The sequence below is a fragment of the Flavobacterium difficile genome (genome assembly GCF_011392115.1).
Lineage (GTDB): Bacteria > Bacteroidota > Bacteroidia > Flavobacteriales > Flavobacteriaceae > Flavobacterium > Flavobacterium difficile.
Genome location: NZ_JAAJBT010000001.1, coordinates 163,652 through 188,381, shown reverse-complemented (window position 1 = coordinate 188,381; position 24,730 = coordinate 163,652). Strand labels below are relative to the sequence as shown.

Genomic DNA, 24,730 nt, shown 5'->3' with positions numbered 1-24,730 from the left:
TTTCCTCTAAAAAACACTCATAAAAAAAGCCGTTCTTTAAATTGAACGGCTTTTTTTATTGAAATTCATAGTAAATTATTCTGCTATAAATTTTGTATTTTGTACTTTATTATTAGCTGTAATTCTTACTAAATACACACCTGTAGCAAAAGCTTTATTAAAAGAATAACTTGCTTTGTTCTCAGAAACATCATGAGTAAATAATAACTTTCCTTGAATATCAAAAATTTCAACTTTTACTAATTTCGTTCCTTGTACATCATTAAATAAATTTAATGTTTGTGCAGCGTTATTATAATATACTACAAAATCGTTAGCGGTATCAATTGCAGCTTGCTTTTCAAATACTAATTGAAACCTATCAGAATATTCACCATTTTCTAAAACATTTGTAAAACTTGAACGAATTAAATTGGTATATGTGTTATTTTTCTTGTCATACAAATAAATTGGTTCTTCTGATGGATGATTTTTAAAATCGATTAATTCAATAGTTGTAACTCCGGAAATTTTAGTTTTAATATTTAAATCAAACACATTAGATTTATTGAAATAACCAGTTCCTAAAATACATAATTTTTTATTTTCTAATAAGAAACCAGCATCTGATTCGAATTGATCATAAATCTCACCATCATATAAATTATCAAACTTATTTGTAGCGTTTTCATTCATAAATCCTAAAAGTAATTCTCTACTATTTCCTTCTGGAAGCGTTACTTTTAATCTGACTTTTTTAAATTCATCTACTTCTCTTAAATTAGTATTCGATACATCTTGTCTAAACAAAGTATTTGAATTCGCCTGATCTTCTTTAACAAAAGCACGCATGGTATTATTAAAAGTAATTGTACCACCAGATGCGCTCGCCGTAACAAAGAAACCTTGACCAACTGGTATGTATCGATTAGGCGTTTTAACGTTACCACCTAAATCTAAGATTCCTACTGGAGCAACTGGCGGAACACCACCTGTTAAATTTCTTGCAGCATAACCACCTCTATATTCTCTTAAAATATGTGAATCATTTAATACAGAATGTTCCCAAAAATAAACCGTTCCAACTAAACTAGATGCATTTGTAGTTAAAAACGCATTAGTATCTAAAGCAGATGGATAAGGATTTCCTACTAAAGTTAAGTTATTAGCGTTAATTGGAAATGAAATAGTTCCATTATTAGGTTTTCCTGTAAAAGTATATGTTTGTGTTCCATTTGTTGGTTTTAGACCCTTCAAAGTAAACCCATTACCTGCAATTAAACTCGAATTTTCATTTAAAGCTACCCAGTTACTATATGTTCCTGCTGTATTTCTAAACGCATACAACCATCTTCTAGATAAAGTAATTGGTGTAGTTGGCAATCCATCGTAGGAATTTGTCCAGGTAATATTTTGTAAACTACTTTCTATAGTAGCATCTTTTAAAACTGAATTTATTACATAACCACTATTATTAGAAACCGTGCTTAAAGTAGAAACTGGTGAACTGATAAAATTGTAATTAAATCGTTTCGATTGACCCAAAATGTCTCTTTCTAAAAACCCTGCACTTGTAACGTCTAAATCAGAGTTAATCGGCTGAATAAGTTGCGATTTACCAACCAAATCAATTCCACCATCATTTTTTAAATAGTGACTAATTTCTAGTTTCGAATCGTTAGCAATAGAAAAAACATTTGCTGTATTTATTAATCCTAAAACAGACAAACTCTGAGAAGCATTGTTAAAGACAACATTTCTAGAATTTCTGATAATATTCCAGGTAACTTCCGTATTAACACCATTTACATTTAAAGTACTTCCAGGAACATATAATTCACTTCCACCAGACCAAGTTGCGGCTAAATTGCAATTTCCATCATTAGTTGTTATGTATGGAATTGGAGAAGTTTGAACATTAATTAAATAGCCTGTTCTATCAATTAAAGAACCTCTTAATCTGTTATTAGACAAGTCGTTAATATGTGTTCCTAAGTAAGAATTAAAATTAAAATACAATACTAAATCTGACCAAACTTTTGCAGAAATATCGTTTTTAGTAATTGAAAGAGGTAATTCTTTTCCTTTTATTGCTAAACCAATTTTTTCTAATTCTTGATTCATTACAAATCGTAACTCTGTTACCGTTAAGGCTTTATTATAAATTCTTAATTCGTCTAATTTTCCTTTAAAAACGTCTAAAATAGTCAGTTTATCAATATAATTTGAAGCTACACTAAAAATATTATTAGAGGTACTTGGAGCAGATAAAGCGTTAGTTCTATCTAATATACCATCAATATACATTCTCAAATTTGTGCCATCATAGGTTACGGCTACATTTCTCCATGTATTAATTGGTAAAACAGTATTTGAAATAATTGTCGTAGTAACACCTGCTTTCTTTGAAATAAATTTCACTCTATTTGCATCTGTTAATGAAAAACTATAACCGTCTGCAGTTAAACTATTAAATTTTGATACGATAGTTTTGTCTGAAAGTGTGGCATTAGAACCACTCGTATTAACCCAAGAAGAAATAGTAAAATTAGCATTTAGGTTTAAGTTATTACCTAACTGAATTTTATCATTTACTCCATCAAAATCCATGTGAAAAGGAGCTAACGTTTCATGTGCTATTCCGAATTTAACGAATTTTGTTCCATCAAAATCGTAATAACATTGATGGTAAATTCCGTTTTGCGTCATAAAAACGGTTTCAATATTATCTGTAGCTGGATCGAAATTTGGAGAATCACTAACGATCATTACAATTGCATCTTCCGGACCAGTAATTGGAATTAGCAAACCAGCTGTTTCAATTTGAAGTTTAACGGTTCCAACATCAGAAGTTGGCAAACCTTTAATTTCTTTAAATTTCCATGTTCTATTTGTCACACTTGTAAATGTGGTAACTGCTGGACCTAATCCTATAGCTAAATCGGTAGTCGGACTAGCTAAGTCTTCTAAAGTAGAACCCCAAATTAAAAAATCTTTATCGGATGTAAAATTATTTGGGTTTAAAGTATTCTTTACATAAATATCTCCTAAACCAACAGTAACATAAGTTTGAGGATCTACACTATACGATTGTTTTTGGTTTAAACCCATACAATCATCTCTACCAATTGCACAAACATTATAAGTAAAACCGTAGTCTGGATGTCCAGGAATTTGTCCTAAAAACAAAAATTGTCCTGCTGAATTTTTATATGGATAAGGTGCGTGTGGTACACCAGCTGCTGGATTAGGATGCAACCCTAAATTTGCACCATATTTTAAAGCCAAATAAGTATTAATAATATCTCTATCTGCAGCAGACTTTGTCGCTGAAAAAACTAATATTTCTGCTACATTCCCTTTTAAGAAACCACTGGTATCAAAATAAGTAGACCTTCCTAAAAGAAATTTAGAATTGGTAACTTTGTGATAAGTAGTTGGATTTACTTCCGCTGAAAGTGTTGGTGGAAAAGGAGCTGCTGCCAAATTAATAGCGTCTAACAGTAAATCTTGACCATTATTAGTGGTATTTATTCTCGTATTAAAAACCACAGGTCTATCATACGCTAATGTAGGATGTAATAAGGCCTTTCCATAATTGTCTCTCGGTCCTTGATTATAAGCTGCGAAATCATTATTTGGAGTATATCTAGAGGACGTTTCATTTACACTAATACCTGTAACATCCTGATTTCCTCCATCTCTGGTATAATCTTCACCCATAATTACATCGACTCTTGCGGTTCCTTTTTGGATGGGATCGGCTGTTTTTATAACGATAAAAATTTCATCGTTGTAAAAACCTTGTCGAGCCATTAAAAAATCATTAATTCCATCAAACTTAACTACCGGATTAAAGTTAATGTTTTCTGCTGGAGTATCAATATATACCGGTTGATTTGCAACATTGGCATTTTTTAAATCTGTCCAGTTATTTAAAATATTAGCACTATTTGTCCAATTAGGTATAGCTTGTCCGTGTGTGAATGTTCCACTTAATGCATCAGCTTTCCACCAACCTTCTAAATTATTAAATAATGTAGGGGAACATGAAGCTGTTAAATACGTTTTTGGTGTAGTCAAATATCCTTTAACCACAAAATCGTCTACTGCAACACCGTTACCAACAGAACCATTTCCGTCGGAAGAAAAATTAAATCTGAATCTTACAGCTGGTTTATTATCAAAAGCTTGCGCTGGTAATTCCATTTTACAATCTAACCAACCCCCATTATTTTGTTTCCAATAAAAAGTTGGTAATGTAGCTGCTGGTAAAAGCATTGTACTATTGTACCAATTATTTGAAAGAACCTCTTGAGATTGCAAACGTCCTAATGTAAACCAAGTTAGAGCATTAGAATTTCCATTTGCTATTGTTGGTATATTGTTTGTTTCATATTCTAAAGACAATCTGTCAAGATCTCCAGCAGCAGTTGAAGTTTTTAAATACAATCTAAATTCAACAGTTAATCTTTCGTAGCCTGTTAAATTGATTGTGGGTGAAGTTGCACGATTGTTGTTAACATTTATATTGTAATTATTTGCCCCGTTTTGAAGTGTATGAAGATAATTTCCGACACCGGCAAAAGAATTTGAACTGTTATTTACCCAGTTGGCATCAACTGTCCAGTTATTGTTTCCGATTGAATTGGCAAAATTTGAATTGAAAATTGTCGTTTGAGCGTGAGAAAAACAAGACAATATAAACCCAATTAAAATGTAAAATTTTAATTTTTTTTTCATAGTTTTTTTTTTATAGTCGGGCCAAAAGTATAAAATGCAAAAATACTATGCAAGCATATTATGTTTTAGTTTTATAAAACATTCAATAAAATTTCTATTGTAGTGTTTTTGTAAGATTCTGATTGTAAAACTTTTATTTGACCGTTATGGTAATCCTGAACAATTCTTTTGGTTAACGAAAGGCCTAAACCCCAACCTCTTTTTTTGGATGTATAACCTGGTTCAAAAATAGTTTTAAATTTATTTTTTGGTATACCAATTCCTGTATCGGAAACCTGAATGGCTACTTTATTTTTTTGCAAAAGTAGCTCTACTTTAATTTTTCCTTTACCTTTCATGGCATCAATGGAGTTTTTAACTAAATTTTCAATCGTCCAACTGTGTAAGGTTGGATTTAAAGAAACATAAATAGGTTCTGAAGGGGCAATAAAATCGAAACCCACTTGTTTAGACGATCTGGCTTTTAAATATTCGAAAGACGATTTTGTTTCTTCAATAATATCTCTTTTTTCTAAAATAGGTTCACTTCCAATTTTCGAAAACCTATCAGTAATGGTTTGTAAACGATTGATATCTTTTTGGATTTCTTCTATAGTAGTTTCATCAATATTTTCCAATTTCAATAATTCTAACCAACCAATTAAGGATGATAATGGTGTGCCGATTTGATGCGCCGTTTCCTTAGCCATACCCGCCCAAAGTTTGTTTTGTGTTGCCATTTTAGTAGCTCGATAAAAATTATACACTACCCCACCAAATAAAAAGGCCACCAATAATAAAGCAATCGGATAATATTTTAGTTTGTTTAACATCGGAGAATCGCCATAATAAACCAATTGATAATCATCTGAAGCAAATTGTACTCTTATTGGGTTGTTTTGGTTTTTAATTACGTTTAAATATTCTTTTACCTTAATACTATCATTAGAAATTTCTCCAAGATTCAAATCACTTAAAATCTTTCCTTTTTTATCGGTAAGAATTAATGGAATATTTTCATTTTTCTCAATAATAAATGTTGGTAAGGAAATATCTGAATCAATATCCGAATTTCTAATATTCTTTAAAGCTTTTGCCCAAAGTTCAACTTTAATGCGTTCTTCTTCTTTAAATATTTGAAAAAGTAAAAACGTATTCCAAAGTATAAAAGTTGCGATTAAAAACGAGGAAATAATGATAACCCAACGGGTAAGATTTCTTTTTTCAGAAAACTGCATATAATGTATTTTGAGTAAAAATAATAAAAAGTGTGTAGTGAATGGTCATTCATGAATAGTTTTTTGATTTTTTTATCCAACCACAAATCTATCTGTAAAATATAAAAAGGTTTGCATCGACTTTCATTTAGATTCATACGAATAAAAATTTACGAGTGCGTTTTTCAGTGAAAGAAATTCAAAACAAAAATATACGAACATTTGTAAAAAGAAATATCATTTCCATTGATTTGCTTTATATTTGTAAAAAATTATTCTCATGTTAAGCATCGATCCAAAAGAAATTTCACCAGTAAAATTACAAGGGTATTTACAAAGTGCTGTATCTCCTAGACCTATAGCTTTTGCAAGTACTCTAGACTTAAACGGAAACCCAAATTTGTCGCCTTTTAGTTTTTTTAATGTATTTAGCAGCAACCCGCCGATATTGATTTTTTCGCCAGCACGAAGAGTTCGAGATAATACAATAAAACATACTTTAATTAATGCTCAAAACACCCATGAAGTAGTTATTAATATTGTGAATTACGATATTGTACAACAAATGAGTTTATCGAGTACAGAATATCCTGATGGTGTAAATGAATTTGAAAAAGCAGGCTTTACTATGCTTCCTTCAGATATTGTAAAACCGTTTAGGGTAGCTGAAAGTCCGGTTCAATTTGAATGCAGAATTAACGACATTATTGCTTTAGGTGATCAAGGTGGCGCGGGAAATTTGGTAATTTGCGAAGTGGTGAAAATCCATATTCATGAATCTATTTTAGACGAAAATCAAATGATTGACCAACATAAAATTGATGTAGTTTCTCGTTTAGGAGGCAATTGGTACAGCCGTGCTAATGCAGGATTATTTGAAGTAGAAAAACCACTAACTACTTTAGGAATTGGTGTAGATTCGATTCCGGAATTTGTAAAAGAAAGCGGATATTTCAATGGAAATGATTTAGGTAAATTAGGAAACATTGAAGCTATTCCAAATGAAGAAGAAATTACTATATTTGTAAAGGAAAATTTTGAAGTGAAAGCTGTTTTAAGTTCAGATGATTTGGACACCAAATTTGCAAAAGCAAAAGAATATTTAGACAACAATCAAGTTTTAAACGCTTGGAAATTATTATTAGCAGAAAAATAAATTATTGAGATTATGGAAGTTATTGGAAAGATTAAAATGATTGGCGCTACTCAAGATGTAAGTGCTTCATTCAAAAAAAGAGAATTAGTTGTTACTACTGAAGAGCAGTATCCTCAACATATTATGGTAGAATTCACACAAGCAAAAGTGGACGATTTAAATGCTTACCAAGTTGGTGAACAAGTTAAAGTTTCAATCAATTTAAGAGGTAGAGAATGGGTGAACCCACAAGGTGAAACAAAATATTTTAACTCAATTCAAGGTTGGAGAATTGAAAGAATGGCCGCAGCTGCACCAGCTGGAGCTCCAGAAATGCCACCAATGCCAGCCGCACAAGCTTTTGCACCTGCAACTGACTTTAAAGAAGAAGAACACGACGATTTACCTTTCTAAAAGTTAAATTTCAAAACATAAAATTCCAAATTCCAAGAATTGCTAAAATAATTTCAATTGGGATTTGGATTTTTTTATTGTTTTTTGGAATTTTAAAGATTAGAATTTTCCATTATGTATTTTTTAACACCCGAACTTTATTTTCCGCCAGCAACAGAAACTTCTCCTGAAGGAATCATTGCCGTTGGTGGCGATTTATCTCCAGAACGACTATTATTAGCGTACCAAAATGGTATTTTTCCTTGGTATGACTCAGACGAACCTAAACTTTGGTGGTGTCCGGAACAACGGATGGTATTGTTTTTCGAAAACTTACGAATCACCAAAAGCATGCGTAAAATTATAATAAAAAAAGAATTTCAAGTTACTTTTAATACTGCTTTTAGAGACGTCATTTCTAATTGTCAAAAAACGCCTAGAAAAGAGCAAAACGGCACTTGGATTTCAGATGAAATTGTAGAAGCCTATTGCAAACTACACGATTTAGGACATGCAAAAAGTGTAGAAGTTTGGCAAAATAATGAACTTGTTGGCGGTTTATACGGAATAGATTTAGGACATGTATTTTGCGGAGAAAGTATGTTTTCTAAAGTTCCAAACGCAAGTAAAGTGGCATTTATTCACTTGGCCAAGCAATTAGAATTAGCCAATTACAAATTGTTAGACTGTCAAGTTCATAACAATCATTTAGAAAGTTTAGGCTGCGTCGAAATTGATAGAGAAGAATTTTTAGCAATTTTAAATAATTAATTATTACTAAGAAAAGCGTATAGTGGCATACAAAAACAGATTCTCAAAAATTGACACAGATTTATCTGGTATCAAATTTCTTCAAACTCTTAACATATAATTCCTCAACTTTTTTACGTGCCCATTCGGTTTTTCTTAAAAAAGTTAAACTAGATTTAATAGATGGATTTTCATTAAAACACTTAATTTTTATCAATTCACCAAGTGTATCAAAACCATAATAATCAACTAATTTTTCTACAATTGTTTTTAATGTTACGCCGTGTAATGGATCCATTTTATTTACGATTTTTGATTTGGAATATATGATTTAATATATCTGATAATTATTTTTTTGAAAACTGCAACTGCGATTGTTTACTGCGACTTTACATTAAGCTCTCAGCCAGCAAGCTTCAATGTGATCATTTACCATTCCTGTGGCCTGCATGAATGCATAAACAACCGTTGAACCAACAAATTTGAATCCTCGTTTTTTTAAATCTTTACTTAGCTTATCTGAAATTTCAGTAGTCGCAGGAACATCATTTAATGATTTTGGGTTGTTGTCAATTGGTTTTCCATCTACAAAACCCCAAATGTATTTCGAAAAACTTCCAAATTCTTCTTGTATTTTTATAAAAGCTTGCGCATTTGTTACTGCTGCTTTTATCTTTAATTTATTTCTTATAATACCGACATCTTCAGCTAAAACTTGCAATTTGGCATCTTTAAAATTGGCTACTTTTTGTACATCAAAACCAGCAAAAGCTTTTCTGAAATTCTCCCGTTTTACCAAAACCGTATACCAACTTAATCCTGCTTGAAACGTTTCTAAAATTAAAAATTCAAACAAAGCAACCTCATCATAAACAGGTTTTCCCCATTCGTTGTCATGATAGTCTTTATACAAATCGGTTTTTTCGCACCAAGCGCAACGTATCTTAGTCATGTCCAATTCTAATTATTTCTTCATCTTCTTCGTTATGAATATATTTCTCGATTAAAAAATGACCTAAATAAATTAATGGTGTCAAACAAACTGCAATAATTAATTTGAATGCATAACCTGTTAATGAAAATTCTACATATTGTTTGGTAGTCCAAATTCCTGGCAAATAGAAAGCAATTCCACCTACAATGAAAGAGTCGATTAATTGAGAAATTACTGTAGAACCTGTACTTCGTAGCCAAATCATTCTATTACCTGTTTTCTTTTTGAAGTAGCTAAAAACAGTTACATCTAAAAACTGAGCAGCTAAAAACGCAACTATAGAACCTATAATTATAAGGTTACTTTGCCCGAAAACAGCTTTAAATTGTTCATTAGAAACTGGACTAATTCCTTTAGCTTCGGGAATTTCCATAGAAAAAAACAAAATGATAAAACAGTAAAAAATTAATCCAGCAGTAATATAACTTAGTCTTTTCACACCTTGTTTCCCGAAATATTCATTAATTAAATCGGTGGTAATAAATACAATTGGCCATGGCAAAATACCCATACTCAGTACAAATGGTCCAATTTCAATTAATTTTCCTCCTATAAGTTCGGCTGTAATAGCATTAGTGATAAAAATTCCAGCTAAAATTAGGTATACTATTTCTTTCTTTGTTTTTAACATTTACTCTTCATAATATTCTTCTACTTCGTAATCTTCATCTCTTCCATTTGAAAAACTAGTTCGTAAATGGTTGTCGTTTAACGATTCGTTAATCATAACTTTTATTTTCTGAGCAATTTCTTTATCATCGATAATTTTTTCCTCATCAAATCTTCTAAATGCTTTTAAATTGAGTTTATTATTTTCATCATGAACAAAAGCGATAGCCGATAATTTTTCAGAATTTTTCCCATAAGAATCTTCTTCAATATTTATTTTCTTAAAGAAAAAGTAGGAAATTTTTTTGTCTTTCAAAGTTATAATTTTTTCATCTAACAACACTATAGAGTCATTTTCCGCATCGAAATCTTCATAATAATGAATGGCATTCATTACTATAGAATCTTTGGTATACATAGAAATATCATTCATCTGTTTGTTGTGATATAACATTTGAATGGCTGCATATTTTGTTTTCGGATTAGCTATTAACTTATTAATTGTCGCCTTACCTAATTTTTTATTTTTAGCTAATTCTCTTTCTGCTAAAGCTACATTTAAATCGTCAATATCTAAATTTTCAGCTTTTACAAATAAATCATTTACATTTTTTTCACTTTTGAATGAATATAAAAGCGATAAATAACTGTTAAATTCATCAATCGGTGCATTATTTTCATCACGATAATTATAGTCGTCATCTTCAGAAGATTCGTCTTCAGATTTCCAACTTGCCAAACGTTTGTATTCTAATTTAGCATTTGTAAGCAACATTTTTTTGTACGATTTTAACTTTTTTGCCGCTACTTTTTCAGAATTCAATAAAACAGTTACAAAATCAACTACTGGTTCATGAAATTCATTAATACTGTAATATTCTAGAACATTCGGATATAACACTTGAGAATTTTCGATATCAGCTGTAAATAAATTAAATAAGCCCGAAATAACATAATTATCTGAAATTGGCAAATCGTATTCTAGCAATTCGGCAATTTTTTTATACGCTATTTTACTTTTTTGAAAAGTTAAAGCACGTAAAATTGAAAATTGTGTTTGTGTAGCAACACCTTCTTCTTTATAAGCTTTCTCTAAAAAAGGTATAACTTCAGGAACTTTTAAAGCACCAATTCTTTCGTATAAATCACCTTTAAATTCTATTTCTTCTTTACGAAATTCGAAGTTTTCAATTAAGTTTTTAAGTTTTGGAAAATCGGATTCTTCAATTCTTAAATTATCAAATGATTTTATAGCAGAAAATCGGATACTGTCGTGTTCGCTATTTAAATCTTCTTCAAACAATGCAAACTTATTTTCAAAAAAAGTTCTGGAAGTTACTTTATCGTCTACTTTAAAAGATGTAAATACCTTTTCTATGAACGGATTGTCATTTTTATACTTTTTATCAACTAACGTAGTTAAGGTATAATATTCTCCTTTTTTAAGTACAATTTTATACTTGATAGCTTGAGTACTTTTAGGTTTCGTTGCTAAAACTTCGTAAACGTAAAAATCAGTAGAAGGGTCTTTGGTGAATTTTTCGTTTGTTAGTTCTAGTTTCTGATTGGATGATAAGGCTAAAGTTTTATCCCAAATTGAATATTTATAATCTAAGGGATCAAATTCCTCTTTTTTATCTTCATTTAAAAGTGCGGAACCATCATAATCCTGAATGTTTCCAGAAGTCGCTTCCACTACAGTTGCATAATCTACATCTTCAAATTCACTGGCTCTAGTATAATTTCTGTATTCGAAATCGGTTGAAATATTTTTCTTAATTCTATTAAATAAGGAATCTAAAACGGCATAACTTTCATATTTATGCGGTTGAGAATAGGAAATTTCCACCACATTTTTATTTGGAGAAAAGATCTCATATGTTTTGTATTTTACTTCAAAATGATTGGTTTTATCTTCTTTTTGATACCTGTTTTTTCTTTCGAATTTAAAATCTAAATATTCATTTTGTTGTTTTGGAATTTCAACAGAAAAATGAGCAGTAGAATCTGTAAGTACTCTGTAAACAATCTCTTCTTTTGCTGGTAAAATTTCGAAAGAATTAAAAAAGGAATCTACTTTATTTTTACTAGCATTTACTGTTCCTAACAAGTAATATTTATTGGCTTTTAACACCGATTTTAAATAAATATTTTTTTCATTTAGTTTGGATTGAGAAACAAATTCAAACTTAGTAGCATCAAAACTAGTTTGAGTAGAATCTAATTCGTGTACATTATAAAATTCGTAATGCATTCTTTTTAATTCGTACTCAGAATCTTCTAAATTAGCATTATCCATTAAGGTACTTTCAATTAAAAAATAATGTGCATTTTCTTGCTCATCAAAAGCATAAATCTCGGTATCTTCTAGCTTTTTATTATCTTTTTTATTTCCCACAAACGAGTAATAAGCAGGTAATTGCACTTTAAAATTTTGTTTATTTGGCACAACAGTAGCCCAATCTTGTTTGTACGATTTAATTTTAATATTATTGTATACTTCGTCTTCATACTTTCTAACATATTCTCCTTCGCCACTCATAATCACAGCAATAATTTCTAACGGAGTTATATAATATCTGTAGCGTTCGTTTTTGCCAGTTTTAGTTTTACTTTTAATATCGTAAACAAAATTATTTTTTTCTTGGTAAGATTTTTTCTCTAAAATTTCACCTGGAATATTTTCAAAAAACAAACTGTCTAAAGTTTTATGATTAAATTTTTCATCTTTTTTACTAATGAAATCTTTAAGCAACATTCGTTTTACGTTAATATAGCCACCATTTCCTAAATCTGGAGATTCCAAATTCTCATCATTTTTTAAAACTAATGGAAATAAGGGTAAAGAAATCATTTCATCTGATGTGGTATTGATTTCAAAAACAGGTTTTACAAAATACTCTTCAATTTGTTTTTTTAGTTTTTTCCCTTTTTGGGTATAGTCTGAAAGTATGGGTGTAACCGTATATCCTTTTTTACGTAGCATTTCAATCATTCCGTTTTTTCCAGGTAAATGCGCTGCACCTACTGCTGCAAATAAACTTCCTGTTTTCATGATTGAATCCATACTTTTTGTCATCACTTCATTTCTATCAAAAAGCATGGCTTTGTTGTAAGATTTTGGTGAAGAAAGCATGTTTAATGTATCGATTAAATCTAAATCTTTTTCTCTGTAAGCATCTCTTAGAACTTCTGCATAAGAACGCTTTTTTAAGATTTTCAAAAAGGCTTGTTTGTTTTCATCAATCTCACTAATATCCATTTCAGCTTGCGCTTTTTCAATATTTAATGTGGTTGTTTTTACATCTTCTAATCCTAATGTTTTTTTTCCGTATTTTCTTCCTGTTCTGTAAATAAACATATCTAAATACGTTTCTTCTTGGTATTCCTGATTGGCTTGATTGGTTCGAGACAACAAACCAATTAAGTTGTAATTCGTACCTTTAAAAAGAGAATATAAATTGTCTTTTTTTATGGGTGTAGTATAAAAATTGGAATAAAAACCACCAAAAGATCTTGTGGTTCTATAAAAGCTGAACAAATCGTATAATTCTGTCCAAGTATTAGGTTCACTTTCGTTAGCAATATAATCAGACGCTAATAATTTTTCAAAAAAAGCATCAGACAAATGAAAAGAAACCTTGTCGGAAACGTGCATGGTTCCGTACATATAAGATTTTTTGGTTAATCCGTTACCCGAGATTTCCCAAAACAAACTTTGGTATTTTTTTTCTTGAGCTAATGCAGAAATTGACAAAAAAGTCAATATAAATAAAATCTTCTTCAATTTGAAAATAATTAGGTTAAAGTTGCCCAAATATAACAAATTGAAAAAGATTTCACTGTTAATTATTCAAATAAATTAAGGTATGAAAAGGACACCCAAATTTAGGTATTGCCTTAATTTATATGTTTATAAATTTCGTTCTTGTTAACTATTTTAATTTTTCAATTCCCATATTATACAAGGCAAATGCAAATTCATCTGCAATTTCATTAATTGTAGAAGTTAGTGATTTTCCTGCGCCATGTCCGGCATTCACATCAATTCTAATCAAAACAGGTTGGTCTCCGGTGTATTTATCTTGTAATTCGGCAGCGAATTTAAAACTGTGTGCTGGTACTACTCTATCGTCATGATCTCCAGTTGTAACCATTGTTGCAGGATATTTTACACCCGATTTTACATTATGCACTGGTGAATATTTATACAGATAAGAGAACATTTCTTTACTATCCTCAGCAGTTCCGTAATCATAAGCCCAACCTGCACCTGCTGTAAAAGTATGATAACGCAACATATCTAAAACACCTACAGAAGGAAGTGCCACTTTAAATAATTCTGGACGTTGTAACATTGTAGCTCCAACTAATAAACCGCCGTTAGAACCACCATTAATAGCTAAAAAGTCTGGTGAAGTATATTTTTCAGCAATTAGAAATTCAGCTGCTGCAATAAAATCATCAAAAACATTTTGTTTGTTCATTTTCGTTCCTGCATCATGCCATTTTTTTCCGTATTCGCCACCACCACGTAAGTTAGCTACAGCATACACACCTCCATTTTCAAACCAAACCGTATTTGCTACGTTAAAAGAAGGTGTTAAACTTACATTAAAACCACCATAACCATATAAAATGGTTGGGTTTTTCCCATCTAATTTTGTACCTTTTTTATAGGTAATTATCATTGGGATTTTAGTTCCATCTTTTGAAGTATAAAATACTTGTTTTGATTCATACTCCTCAGAATTAAAGTCGATGTTTGGCTTCATATAAAACGAAGAAATTCCAGAATCTACATTAAAACTATAAACACTTCTTGGGTTAACATAGTTTGTAAAAGAATAATATAAAGATTTTTTTGTTTTTTTACCTCCAAAACCTCCTACAGTACCAATACCAGGTAAAGAAACTGTTCTTTTTAAAGATCCGTCATAATTGTATTGTAAAATCACAGAAACTGCATCTTTAATGTAATTTGCAAAAATATAGCCACCAGCTGTAGAAACTGAAAGCACATTTTCTGTTTCAGGAATTAATGTTTTCCAATTTTTTTCATCTGGATTTTTTAAATCGATGATTACCAACTTTTGATTAGGAGCATTTTTATCGGTTTGAATATAAAATTTAGACCCAATATTGTCTACAAAATTATAATCGTTATTCATATTATCTATTAAAGTGACGATTTTAGAGTTTGGCTTGGTTAAATCTTTATAATAAAATTCGCCTCCATAAGTAGAATTGGCTGCAGAAATGATAAGATATTTACCGTCTTCAGTAACTCCACCACCAACATATCGTCTTTTAATATCTGCACCAAAAATAACCTTATCATCCTTTTGTGAAGTTCCTAATTTATGATAATACAACTTGTGTTGGTCTGTTTTAGCTGACAATTCACTACCTGTTGGTTTGTCGTAACTTGAATAATAAAACCCTTCGTTTTTATACCAAGAAACGCCACTAAATTTAACATCAATAATAGTTTCCCCGATTTTAGCTTTCGTTTTGGTATTGATTACGATAACTTTTCTCCAATCGGAACCAGCTTCTGAAATAGAATACGCCAAAATACTTCCATCTTTAGTAAAATTTAAACCGGCTAATGAGGTAGAACCATCTTTAGAAAAAGTGTTAGGATCTAAAAAAACTTCATCTTTTTGACCTTTTTTCCCTTTTTTGTAAAGAATAGATTGGTTTTGTAACCCATCATTTTTATAATAATACGTTTCAGTACCTTCTTCAAATGGAGCAGAAATTTTTTCGTAATTGAACAATTTAGTCAATCTATCTTTCAAATCTTGACGATAAGGAATTTTATCTAAATAATTGTAAGTGGTTTGATTTTGTGCAGCTACCCATGCTTCTGTTTCAGGGCTTCTGTCATTTTCCAGCCAACGATATACATCATTTACTTCTGTTCCAAAATATACATCTTTTTGATCAATTTTTTTTGTAACAGGATAGTTAATTTTATTTTGGGCATGCATTAAAAAAGAACTAGTTAAAGTTGTAAATAAGATAATTTTTTTCATAAGTGTTTGTTTTCTACAAATATAAAAAATCCCGAATAAATTCGGGATTTTTTTATCGAATAAGAATTACTGAATTGTTACAGGGAAAGTAACTTCTGCATCAGTACTTCCGCCTGCATTAGCAATGTTTCCAGAAGCCACACCATTTGCAGATTTATTTGGTAGATGTCTTAATGTTACAACTAAATTTCCAGACCCAACAGCGTTAGTTTGATAGGTAATCGCTAAACCAACTGGTTGGCTGTTTGAATCAACATCTGTATAAGAGATTGTCCCTAAACCTGAAGTCAACTGATAAAAAATTTGATGATCTTCATCTTCTGCTAAAATTTCAGCTGTGATGTTATCTGCTGGATTTACACTTTCATTTAAAAATTCTACTGAACCTGTGTAAGTGGTGTTTGCCAGTAAATTTCCAACAACAGTAACAACTGGAGCATTTGGTCCGTCTCCATCTAAATCTTTAGATTGTAACACAACAGAATTACTCCCATTAGTTAAAGTTACTTTTACAGTTGTAATTAATTCTTCTTCATTAGTAACTGGCGGCGCAACTGTATCGTCGTCGTTACATGAAATTACTAATAATCCTAATAAAGCTAAACTGATATTTTTTAAATTTTTCATAATTTGTTTTAATAATTAAATTTTATTTGTAATTGAAAATTTCTACCCATTTCGTCAACAAAAAAACGTTGTCTATTTAGGTAATCTCTATACGCTTCGTTTGTTAAATTATCGATACTAAATGCGATAACTAAATTGGTTTTTTTAGACGTTTCGAATTGTAACTCCGAATAAAAATGCCATAAGTTGTAGCCTTTTGGTGCTTCGCTAATAGGAATCTCAACCGCAACCAATTGGTTATTTTGAATGATATTTGCCGAAAAATTATAATTAGGAAATTGATTTTGAGTAAAAACCCATTCATTTTTAACTTCCGCTTTAAAATTGTACCAGTTTTTTTCATGCCATTTGAAACCATTCATAATTTTTAAAGGCGGCACATCTATTAAATGTTTTTGGTTTGATGTATCCCATCCATTCACATAAGCAGTACCTAAATTATACGACCCTTTTTTAAAAACAACAGCATTAAAAGCAATATCTATTCCAGATAAAACAGCATTGGTTTGCTGAAAAGACCAAACAGGAAATGCACCTCTAATTGTAGTTTCAAAACCAATAGGCTTTAAAAAAATAAAATCGTTGATAAAATTTAGATACGGATGAATTTCAAAACCAGTTTGCTGCCAAGATTTTGTCACTGTTGAGGCTATTTTAAACGATTTTTCTTGCTGAATTCTCAAATCGCCTAATTCAATTTGTCCGTTAGAATGGTGTAAACCATCGCTAAACAATTCAGAAACATTCGGATTTCTAGATGCTAAGTTCACGTTAAAATACCAAACATAATCGTGATGAAACGTTTTCTTAAATCCAATATTTCCTGAGAAATTAACATAATTAAATTTTGGTTTTGTGAAATACTGATTGCCAACTTCACTTTGAATAAAAGCGCTAAATGCTTCATTATAGTTGCGTTCATTCCATCTTGATTTTAAATAATATTTTGACGCTTCAATAGTACTGAAATCTAGTCTTCCACCTAACTCAAAAACTAACGATTCATTGAAATTATAGTTAGAAACTCCATAAAAACCTATTTCGTTTTTAGAAAAAGTTGGAATTAAAGGGCGAACACCTGTAAACGGATTGGCTTCATTGTTTTGCAAAAATAAATTCACTCCATTTTTAAGTTCAAATTTCCCTTTTTGAGTTTGAAAATCTACTTTAAAAATGTGTGTTTTCAAATCTAAATCTAAAGCCGCATTGGTATTCTGACTGTTTCTTCTTACATCAAATTCTTTTCTGTTATTCCATTGAAAAGAATACACTACCTCTAAACTTGAAAAATCAGTTAAAGAAATATGATCTTGAACCTTCAAAAAATGATGTGTAGCTTCTTGTTTTGGATGCGCTAAATTATAGGTAAAATCCTCAATAACTGCGGGTTGAAAATTCACAATAGCATTATACAAATCGTTAGTATTACCGATATGTGACGCTTTTAAAATTCCAACTTGAGAATTGTATAAACTGTAATAAGTAGACAAATTATGCTTGGCAAGTTGATACGACAATCCTCCAGAAAAATTTTGTTCTCTATTTCCCGAATTACTCAAAACATAATTTCTTGTTTCTCTGTCTCCAAAATACTTCAAGGAAGCATTAAAATTCCAATTTAAACCTTTTTCTTTAGCTCGAAACAAGCTAGTAGCCGCACTTCCTCCTCTTCCATTCGAATTTAGAGAAAGCATAGTTTTTCCAATTAGTGTATCTACTCGAATAAGATTTGGTTCTAACAATACTACACCGCCAATGGCATCACCTCCATATTGTAAGGCGGAAGCACCTTTTATAACCTTAATTTTTTGAATGGAATTGATGTCAATATTTGGAGCATGTTCGATACCCCATTGTTGATCTTCAATACGAATTCCCTGATTTAAAGTCACCACTCTATTACTGTGCAAACCATTAATAATAGGTTTTACAATTGAATTTCCGGTTTTTAAAGCACTTACACCCGCAATTTCTTTTAAAACATCACCTAAATTTTGACTACCATATCTTTCAATTGTACTTTTTGAAATCACATTTTCTTTTTGCGATTTGGTGACATTTGAATTTTTCGATTGTATGGCAACTTCTTCAATTTGAGTTTCGTTTATAATCATAACTGCATTGATTATCAAATTGCTTTTTAAGAAATACTTTTGTTTATAGGGTAAGTATCCTGAAAAAGAAAATTCAATAACATGGTTTCCTTCCTTCAAATTATAAATGGTGTAATTACCATTTACATCTGTAGAAGTGGTTTTGCCGTGGGTGTGTACATGAATGTTTTCCATTGGTTCGTTAAACGTATTTACAACTTTACCAGAAACTTGAAACTGAGAGTATGCAAATAGAGTAACCAAACCAAATAAAAAGCTAAAAATAAATCGCATTTTAATAGTTTAAATTTACAAACAAGCCCGTATAGAAAGGCTTTTATTTTAAAAATATTAAACTAAAGGTGGACCTCGATGTGAGAAACATAAAAATTCCTTTTCTTTTACAATTGATTCGTAAATATTAGAAAAATGGAAATTATGTTGAGGATTTATAAAGTCAAAAGTGAAAATTTCTGTAGAAAGAAAAGCTGCAAATTCGAAATCACAGACCGGACAATCTTCATGATTATCTTGTGACAAATACGTTTTCGAGGTATTTACAACAGTTAATTCATCATGAAATTGGTGAGATTTTTCGAAAAACACGTGCAACGATTGGTAGCAGAAAGCAAAAAGAATTGCAATCGCTAGAGTAACATTAAGTAGTATTTGTCTTTTACGAACAATCATTTTGCGAAAATACTAATTAAATCATCATTGTAAAATAAAAAATAAAAAAAAGAGCTTTTTTAAAGCTCTTTTATGTTTTGTTTAACTAAACTAAGTTTTGTGCTACTAAATACTCTGCAATTTGCACGGTATTAGTTGCTGCACCTTTTCGTAAGTTATCTGCAACTATCCAAAGGTTTAACGTGTTAGGTTGACTTCCATCTCTACGAATTCGCCCTACAAAAACATCATCTTTACCTTCTGCATAAAAAGGCATTGGATAGGTAAAAGTATCTAAATTATCCTGAACAGTAATACCTGGTGAGTTGTGTAAAATTGAACGCACTTCATTAACATCAAAATCGTTGTAAAACTCTACATTCACCGCTTCACTATGACCGCCAACAACCGGAATCCTTACTGCGGTAGCGGTAACACCGATAGTTTTATCGTTTAAGATTTTTTGCGTTTCACGAACCAATTTCATTTCTTCTTTAGTGTAATCGTTTTCTTCAAACACATCACATTGTGGAATCGCATTTCTATGAATTTGGTATTTATAAGCCATTTCGCCTTTAATACCTGCATATTCATTTTCTAATTGTTGCACACCTTTTACACCAGTCCCTGTAATAGATTGGTAAGTAGAAACAATAATACGTTTGATTTTATATTTTTTATGTAACGGTGCTAAAGCCATCACTAATTGAATGGTTGAACAATTAGCATTTGGAATAATTTTATCTTCTTTCGTTAAAATATCAGCATTTATTTCAGGAACTACTAATTTCTTAGTTTCATCCATTCTCCAAGCGGAAGAATTATCAATAACTGTTGTTCCGGCAGCAGCAAATTTTGGTGCCCAAGCTAAAGAAGTTTCTCCACCTGCAGAAAATAACGCTACATCTGCTTTCATATCTACAGCAGTTTGTAAACCAACTACTTTGTACTTTTTCCCATTGAACTCAACTTCTTTACCAACAGATTTCTCAGAGGCAACAGGAATTAATTCCGTAACCGGAAAATTTCTTTCTTTTAATACTTGAAGCATTACTTCTCCCACCATTCCAGTGGCTCCAACAACGGCTACTTTCATTTGATTTATGATTATTTTTGAGGTAATAAATTATTTATTTTACTAGGCAAAAATATAAAACTTATTGATAACAATTTTCACAAAAAAAGTTAATAAAATAAAAAAACTGCCCGAAAGCAGCCTTTTTATTTTTGTGTAAGTTATTTAACTAATGAGTCTAGCAAAGTTACTAATTCAGGAGAAGAAGGTCTTGGCGCATCTGCATTTACAATTTTACCTTCTGGACTTATTAAAATGAATCTTGGAATTCCATTAATTTTATATCCTTGTACGAAATCAGATTTCCAATCTTTATCTGCTAATAATTGAATGCCACCTAAGTTTTTTTCAGTAACAAATTTGTTCCATTTTTCTTTGTCTTTCATCACATCAATAGAAATACTTACAAACTCTATATTTTTTCCGTGATAAGCCGCTTCTGTTTTTTGCAAGAAAGGAATTTCCTGACGACATGGACCACACCAAGTTGCCCACACATCAACATATACATACTTCCCTTTTAAACTTTCTAAAGACGTAAAACCACCTTTATGATTTTCGTAATTGAAAGATGGTGAAACTGTTCCATTTAATTTTTTCATTTCGAAAGCAGCGGCTAAGTAATCAACCATACCTTTCATATCTTTCTCAACGATAGATTTGTATTTAGTTACAAATCCTGCCTCTAAATTTTTTGGCATTGAAGCAAAAACGCCTTCTTTAAACTTTGCAACTTCAGCATTCAAAACTTCTAAATTCTCGGCTTTAAGCATGGGTTCAAACTTTGTCTGATCGGCTTGTTTTAATGTCTCTGCTGCTAAAAAAGTATTTTCATTAGCACCTTTTCCTTTAAATTTTATAGTATTATCAAAGTCTTTATAATCTAAAGCTATTTGTAAATCTGAAGTGTTTGTTAGGTATAAGTCTGCATACTGCTCCTCAACTTCTAGTTTGTACATACCATCTGTAACATTAAAAGTAGCATTGAAATTCCCTTTTTTATCAGCTACAATCATTTGGCTAAAACCTCTAGCTTTAACATAAATGGTATCGGTTGGTTTATTTACAATTTTAGCTGAAAATTTAGCTTGAGCATTTGCTGACAATGAAAAAATACCCGCTACTATTAAAGATGTTAATGTTTTGTTTGATGTCATTTTTTTAAATTTAAAATACAAAGCGTAAATATAAAAGATTTAAAAATATAAATGACTAAAAAATTGTTAAGATTATTGAGTATTAAACTTAATAAAATTTAAATTTATTATACTTTTGCAAAAAATAAAAAATAATGTTTAGAAGTTTTACTTGTGGCGAATTAAATGCTACACATATTAATCAGGAAGTTACCTTAGCCGGTTGGGTGCAAAAAACACGTGATAAAGGATTTATGATTTGGGTGGATTTGCGTGACCGTTATGGAATTACACAATTAATTTTAGACGAAACCAGAACAGACAAAGCCATATTCGAAAAAGCAAAGTCTTTAGGCCGTGAATTTGTTATTCAGGTAAAAGGAACGGTAATTGAGCGTGAATCTAAAAATAAAAATATCCCAACTGGTGATATTGAAATTTTAGTTTCTGAGTTATCTATCTTAAATGACTCACAAACACCACCTTTCACCATTGAAGATGAAACGGATGGCGGGGAAGACATCAGAATGAAATACCGTTATTTAGACATTCGTAGAAATCCTGTTAAAAACAGTTTATTATTTCGTCATAAAGTAACACAAGAAGTTAGAAACTATTTATCGAACCAAGGTTTTTGTGAAGTAGAAACACCTTATTTAATTAAATCTACACCAGAAGGCGCACGTGATTTTGTAGTGCCAAGTAGAATGAATGAAGGTCAATTTTACGCGTTACCACAATCGCCTCAAACTTTCAAACAACTACTAATGGTTGGTGGAATGGATAAATATTTCCAAATTGTGAAATGTTTCCGTGATGAAGATTTACGTGCGGATAGACAACCCGAATTTACACAAATTGACTGCGAAATGGCTTTCGTAGAACAAGAAGATATTTTGAATCAGTTTGAAGGCTTAACCCGTCATTTATTAAAAGAAGTAAAAGGTATTGAAGTAGAAAAATTCCCAAGAATTACTTACGAATATGCCATGAAAACTTACGGTAATGACAAACCAGATATTCGTTTTGGAATGGAATTTGGTGAGTTAAACGAAGTAACCAAACATAAGGATTTCCCAGTTTTTAATGCCGCAGAATTTGTAGTAGGAATTGCTGCTCCTGGTTGTGCCTCTTACACCAGAAAAGAAATTGATGCTTTAATTGACTGGGTAAAACGTCCTCAAATCGGAGCAACTGGAATGATTTATTGTAAATATGAGTTAGACGGAAGTTTAAAATCATCTGTAGATAAATTTTTCGACCAGGATGACTTAAAAAAATGGGCTGAAATTACAGGCGCAAAGCCAGGCGATATGATTTTTGTGTTATGTGGAAATACTGATAAAACCAGAACGCAACTTTCTGCTTTACGTATGGAATTAGCTACTCGTTTAGGCTTAAGAAATCCAGAAGTTTTTGCCCCACTTTGGGTTTTAGATTTCCCGTTACTAGAATGGGATGAAGAAACGGAAAGATATCACGCAATGCATCACCCCTTCACATCTCCAAAACCAGAAGACATGCATTTAATCGCTACCGAACCAGGTAAAATTAGAGCTAATGCATACGATATGGTTTTAAACGGAAATGAAATTGGTGGAGGTTCTATTCGTATTCACGACAGAGATTTACAAGCTAGAATGTTCGAATTATTAGGTTTCTCTAAAGAAGAAGCAGAAAATCAATTCGGATTCTTAATGAATGCTTTCCAATATGGTGCCCCACCACATGGAGGTTTAGCATTTGGGTTAGACAGATTGGTTGCTATTTTAGGCGGACAAGAAACCATAAGAGATTTTATTGCGTTCCCTAAAAATAATTCTGGAAGAGACGTCATGATTGATGCTCCTTCGCAGATTGATGACAAACAACTAGAAGAATTAAGCATTAAGTTAAATATCACAAAATAAAAACACTATTTTCTTGCTTGTGTCGAATAAATGTATATATTTGCTCATTATTAATAATTAAATACGCATATAATGCAAACAGGAACAGTAAAATTCTTCAATGAAACTAAAGGTTTTGGTTTCATCACTAACGAAGATACAGGTAAGGACATTTTTGTTCACGCTACAGGAATCAAGGTTGAAAACTTAAACGAAGGAGACCGTGTTAGTTACGAAGAAGAAGAAGGAAGAAAAGGAATTGTAGCAACAAATGTTGTAATATTAAACGATTAATTTATTACCGTCTAAAAACGCTCCCATAAAGGAGCGTTTTTTTTGTGCTATTTTTTTATTTAGAATGATTATAAATGTATTCATTTTAATAAAAATACAATTCTTAATAGAGTTTAAATTTTGATAATACGGCAATACAAATTATTTTTGTAGCTATTTTCAAATTAAGACTAAAATGCAAAATTCTCAAATCGATTTTATTCCAATTTTAATGCAAGTTTTACTTGCAGTAGGGTTTGTTGCTTTAACCATATTTGGCTCAAGTCTTTTAGGCCCTAAAAGATCTTCTGCAAACAAAGATAAAAGTTTTGAATGCGGAATTGAATCTGTAGGAAACGCACGTATTCCTTTCTCAGTAAAATACTTTTTAGTAGCTATTTTGTTTGTACTTTTTGATGTTGAAGTTATTTTCATGTACCCATGGGCAGTAAACTTCAAAGATTTAGGTGCAGATGGATTAATTAAGATGATTATTTTTATGACTCTATTACTAATTGGTTTCTTCTATGTAATTAAGAAGAAAGCATTAGTTTGGGAATAACAACACATTGGAACATATGAAAAAGAATAAAGTAAATATGGTAGACGCTCCTGAAGGGCATGCTGGTGAAGGTTTCTTCGCAACGAAACTAGATCAAGTAGTTGGTTTAGCTCGCGCCAATTCATTATGGCCCTTGCCATTTGCTACTTCATGTTGTGGGATTGAATTTATGGCAACAATGGCTTCTCATTACGATTTAGCTCGTTTTGGTTCTGAACGTGTGAGTTTTTCTCCTCGTCAAGCCGATATGTTATTAGTAATGGGAACGATTTCAAAAAAAATGGCGCCAATTTTACGTCAAGTTTACGAACAAATGTCAGAACCGCGTTGGGTTATTGCTGTTGGAGCTTGTGCTTCTTCAGGCGGTATTTTTGACACGTATTCTGTGTTACAAGGAATTGATAAAGTAATTCCTGTTGATGTTTATGTGCCAGGTTGCCCACCACGTCCAGAACAAATTGTTGATGGCGTAATGCAATTACAAGAACTAGTGAAAAGTGAATCTCAAAGAAGAAGACATTCTGAAGAATACAAAGAATTGTTGGCTTCCTATAACATAGAATAAT

The 24,730-nt window shown here is 31.1% G+C and carries 19 protein-coding genes; 7 read left to right on the top strand and 12 right to left on the bottom strand.

Annotated features, from left to right (window positions below; translation table 11 throughout):
* Nucleotides 1–75: 75 nt before the first annotated feature.
* The gene (locus tag G4D72_RS00800; RefSeq protein WP_166075679.1) at nt 76–4,722 is read right to left on the bottom strand and encodes a LamG-like jellyroll fold domain-containing protein; all 4,647 of its coding nucleotides are present in this window, start codon (nt 4,720–4,722) and stop codon (nt 76–78) included.
* Between the two features lie 71 nt (nt 4,723–4,793).
* Entirely contained in the window at nt 4,794–5,939 is a 1,146-nt protein-coding gene (locus tag G4D72_RS00795) for a sensor histidine kinase (RefSeq protein ID WP_166075678.1), read from the bottom strand.
* A gap of 259 nt (nt 5,940–6,198) precedes the next feature.
* Between G4D72_RS00795 and G4D72_RS00790 the strand changes: the two genes are divergently transcribed.
* From G4D72_RS00790 to aat, 3 genes are all read left to right on the top strand, one after another.
* On the top strand, nt 6,199–7,074 hold the full coding sequence (locus tag G4D72_RS00790) for a flavin reductase family protein (RefSeq protein WP_166075677.1): 876 nt from the start codon (nt 6,199–6,201) through the stop codon (nt 7,072–7,074).
* Between the two features lie 12 nt (nt 7,075–7,086).
* On the top strand, nt 7,087–7,467 hold the full coding sequence (locus G4D72_RS00785) for a DUF3127 domain-containing protein (protein WP_166075676.1): 381 nt from the start codon (nt 7,087–7,089) through the stop codon (nt 7,465–7,467).
* Nucleotides 7,468–7,581: 114 nt separating this feature from the next.
* Nucleotides 7,582–8,217 carry a leucyl/phenylalanyl-tRNA--protein transferase gene (gene aat, locus G4D72_RS00780; protein ID WP_166075675.1) on the top strand — a complete coding sequence of 212 codons (636 nt, stop codon included), beginning with the start codon at nt 7,582–7,584 and terminating at the stop codon, nt 8,215–8,217.
* Between the two features lie 61 nt (nt 8,218–8,278).
* Here the strand turns inward: aat and G4D72_RS00775 are convergent, their stop codons facing one another.
* From G4D72_RS00775 to G4D72_RS00730, 10 genes are all read right to left on the bottom strand, one after another.
* Nucleotides 8,279–8,494 (bottom strand): VF530 family protein, encoded by a 216-nt coding sequence (locus G4D72_RS00775; protein ID WP_166075674.1) that lies wholly within the window; start codon nt 8,492–8,494, stop codon nt 8,279–8,281.
* 96 nt (nt 8,495–8,590) lie between these two features.
* Complete coding sequence (locus G4D72_RS00770) at nt 8,591–9,148, bottom strand: DNA-3-methyladenine glycosylase I (protein WP_166075673.1); 558 nt, start codon at nt 9,146–9,148, stop codon at nt 8,591–8,593.
* The gene (locus tag G4D72_RS00765; RefSeq protein WP_166075671.1) at nt 9,141–9,821 is read right to left on the bottom strand and encodes a queuosine precursor transporter; all 681 of its coding nucleotides are present in this window, start codon (nt 9,819–9,821) and stop codon (nt 9,141–9,143) included. The genes G4D72_RS00770 and G4D72_RS00765 overlap by 8 nt, the downstream gene beginning before the upstream one ends.
* Nucleotides 9,822–13,586 (bottom strand): TraB/GumN family protein, encoded by a 3,765-nt coding sequence (locus G4D72_RS00760; protein ID WP_166075670.1) that lies wholly within the window; start codon nt 13,584–13,586, stop codon nt 9,822–9,824.
* A gap of 148 nt (nt 13,587–13,734) precedes the next feature.
* Nucleotides 13,735–15,840 (bottom strand): prolyl oligopeptidase family serine peptidase, encoded by a 2,106-nt coding sequence (locus tag G4D72_RS00755; RefSeq protein WP_166075669.1) that lies wholly within the window; start codon nt 15,838–15,840, stop codon nt 13,735–13,737.
* 66 nt (nt 15,841–15,906) lie between these two features.
* Complete coding sequence (locus tag G4D72_RS00750) at nt 15,907–16,467, bottom strand: type 1 periplasmic binding fold superfamily protein (RefSeq protein ID WP_166075668.1); 561 nt, start codon at nt 16,465–16,467, stop codon at nt 15,907–15,909.
* An 8-nt stretch (nt 16,468–16,475) separates the two neighbouring features.
* A complete protein-coding gene (locus G4D72_RS00745) occupies nt 16,476–18,854 on the bottom strand; it encodes a TonB-dependent receptor (protein ID WP_166075667.1) in 2,379 nt (792 codons plus the stop codon).
* 57 nt (nt 18,855–18,911) lie between these two features.
* Nucleotides 18,912–19,250, bottom strand: a complete 339-nt coding sequence (locus G4D72_RS00740) for a hypothetical protein (protein WP_166075666.1) — start codon at nt 19,248–19,250, stop codon at nt 18,912–18,914.
* A gap of 85 nt (nt 19,251–19,335) precedes the next feature.
* On the bottom strand, nt 19,336–20,325 hold the full coding sequence (locus G4D72_RS00735) for an aspartate-semialdehyde dehydrogenase (protein ID WP_166075665.1): 990 nt from the start codon (nt 20,323–20,325) through the stop codon (nt 19,336–19,338).
* Between the two features lie 140 nt (nt 20,326–20,465).
* Nucleotides 20,466–21,461, bottom strand: coding sequence for a TlpA family protein disulfide reductase (locus tag G4D72_RS00730; protein ID WP_166075664.1), 996 nt, complete (start codon nt 21,459–21,461; stop codon nt 20,466–20,468).
* 134 nt (nt 21,462–21,595) lie between these two features.
* On the opposite strand from G4D72_RS00730, the gene aspS reads away from it, so the two are divergent.
* The 4 genes from aspS (at nt 21,596) to G4D72_RS00710 (ending at nt 24,729) form a co-directional block, all read left to right on the top strand.
* Nucleotides 21,596–23,350, top strand: coding sequence for an aspartate--tRNA ligase (aspS, locus tag G4D72_RS00725; RefSeq protein ID WP_166075663.1), 1,755 nt, complete (start codon nt 21,596–21,598; stop codon nt 23,348–23,350).
* Between the two features lie 72 nt (nt 23,351–23,422).
* A complete protein-coding gene (locus tag G4D72_RS00720; RefSeq protein ID WP_091310371.1) occupies nt 23,423–23,623 on the top strand; it encodes a cold-shock protein in 201 nt (66 codons plus the stop codon).
* 175 nt (nt 23,624–23,798) lie between these two features.
* Nucleotides 23,799–24,164 carry an NADH-quinone oxidoreductase subunit A gene (locus tag G4D72_RS00715; RefSeq protein WP_166075662.1) on the top strand — a complete coding sequence of 122 codons (366 nt, stop codon included), beginning with the start codon at nt 23,799–23,801 and terminating at the stop codon, nt 24,162–24,164.
* A gap of 16 nt (nt 24,165–24,180) precedes the next feature.
* A complete protein-coding gene (locus G4D72_RS00710) occupies nt 24,181–24,729 on the top strand; it encodes an NADH-quinone oxidoreductase subunit B (protein WP_166075661.1) in 549 nt (182 codons plus the stop codon).
* Nucleotide 24,730 lies beyond the last annotated feature (1 nt).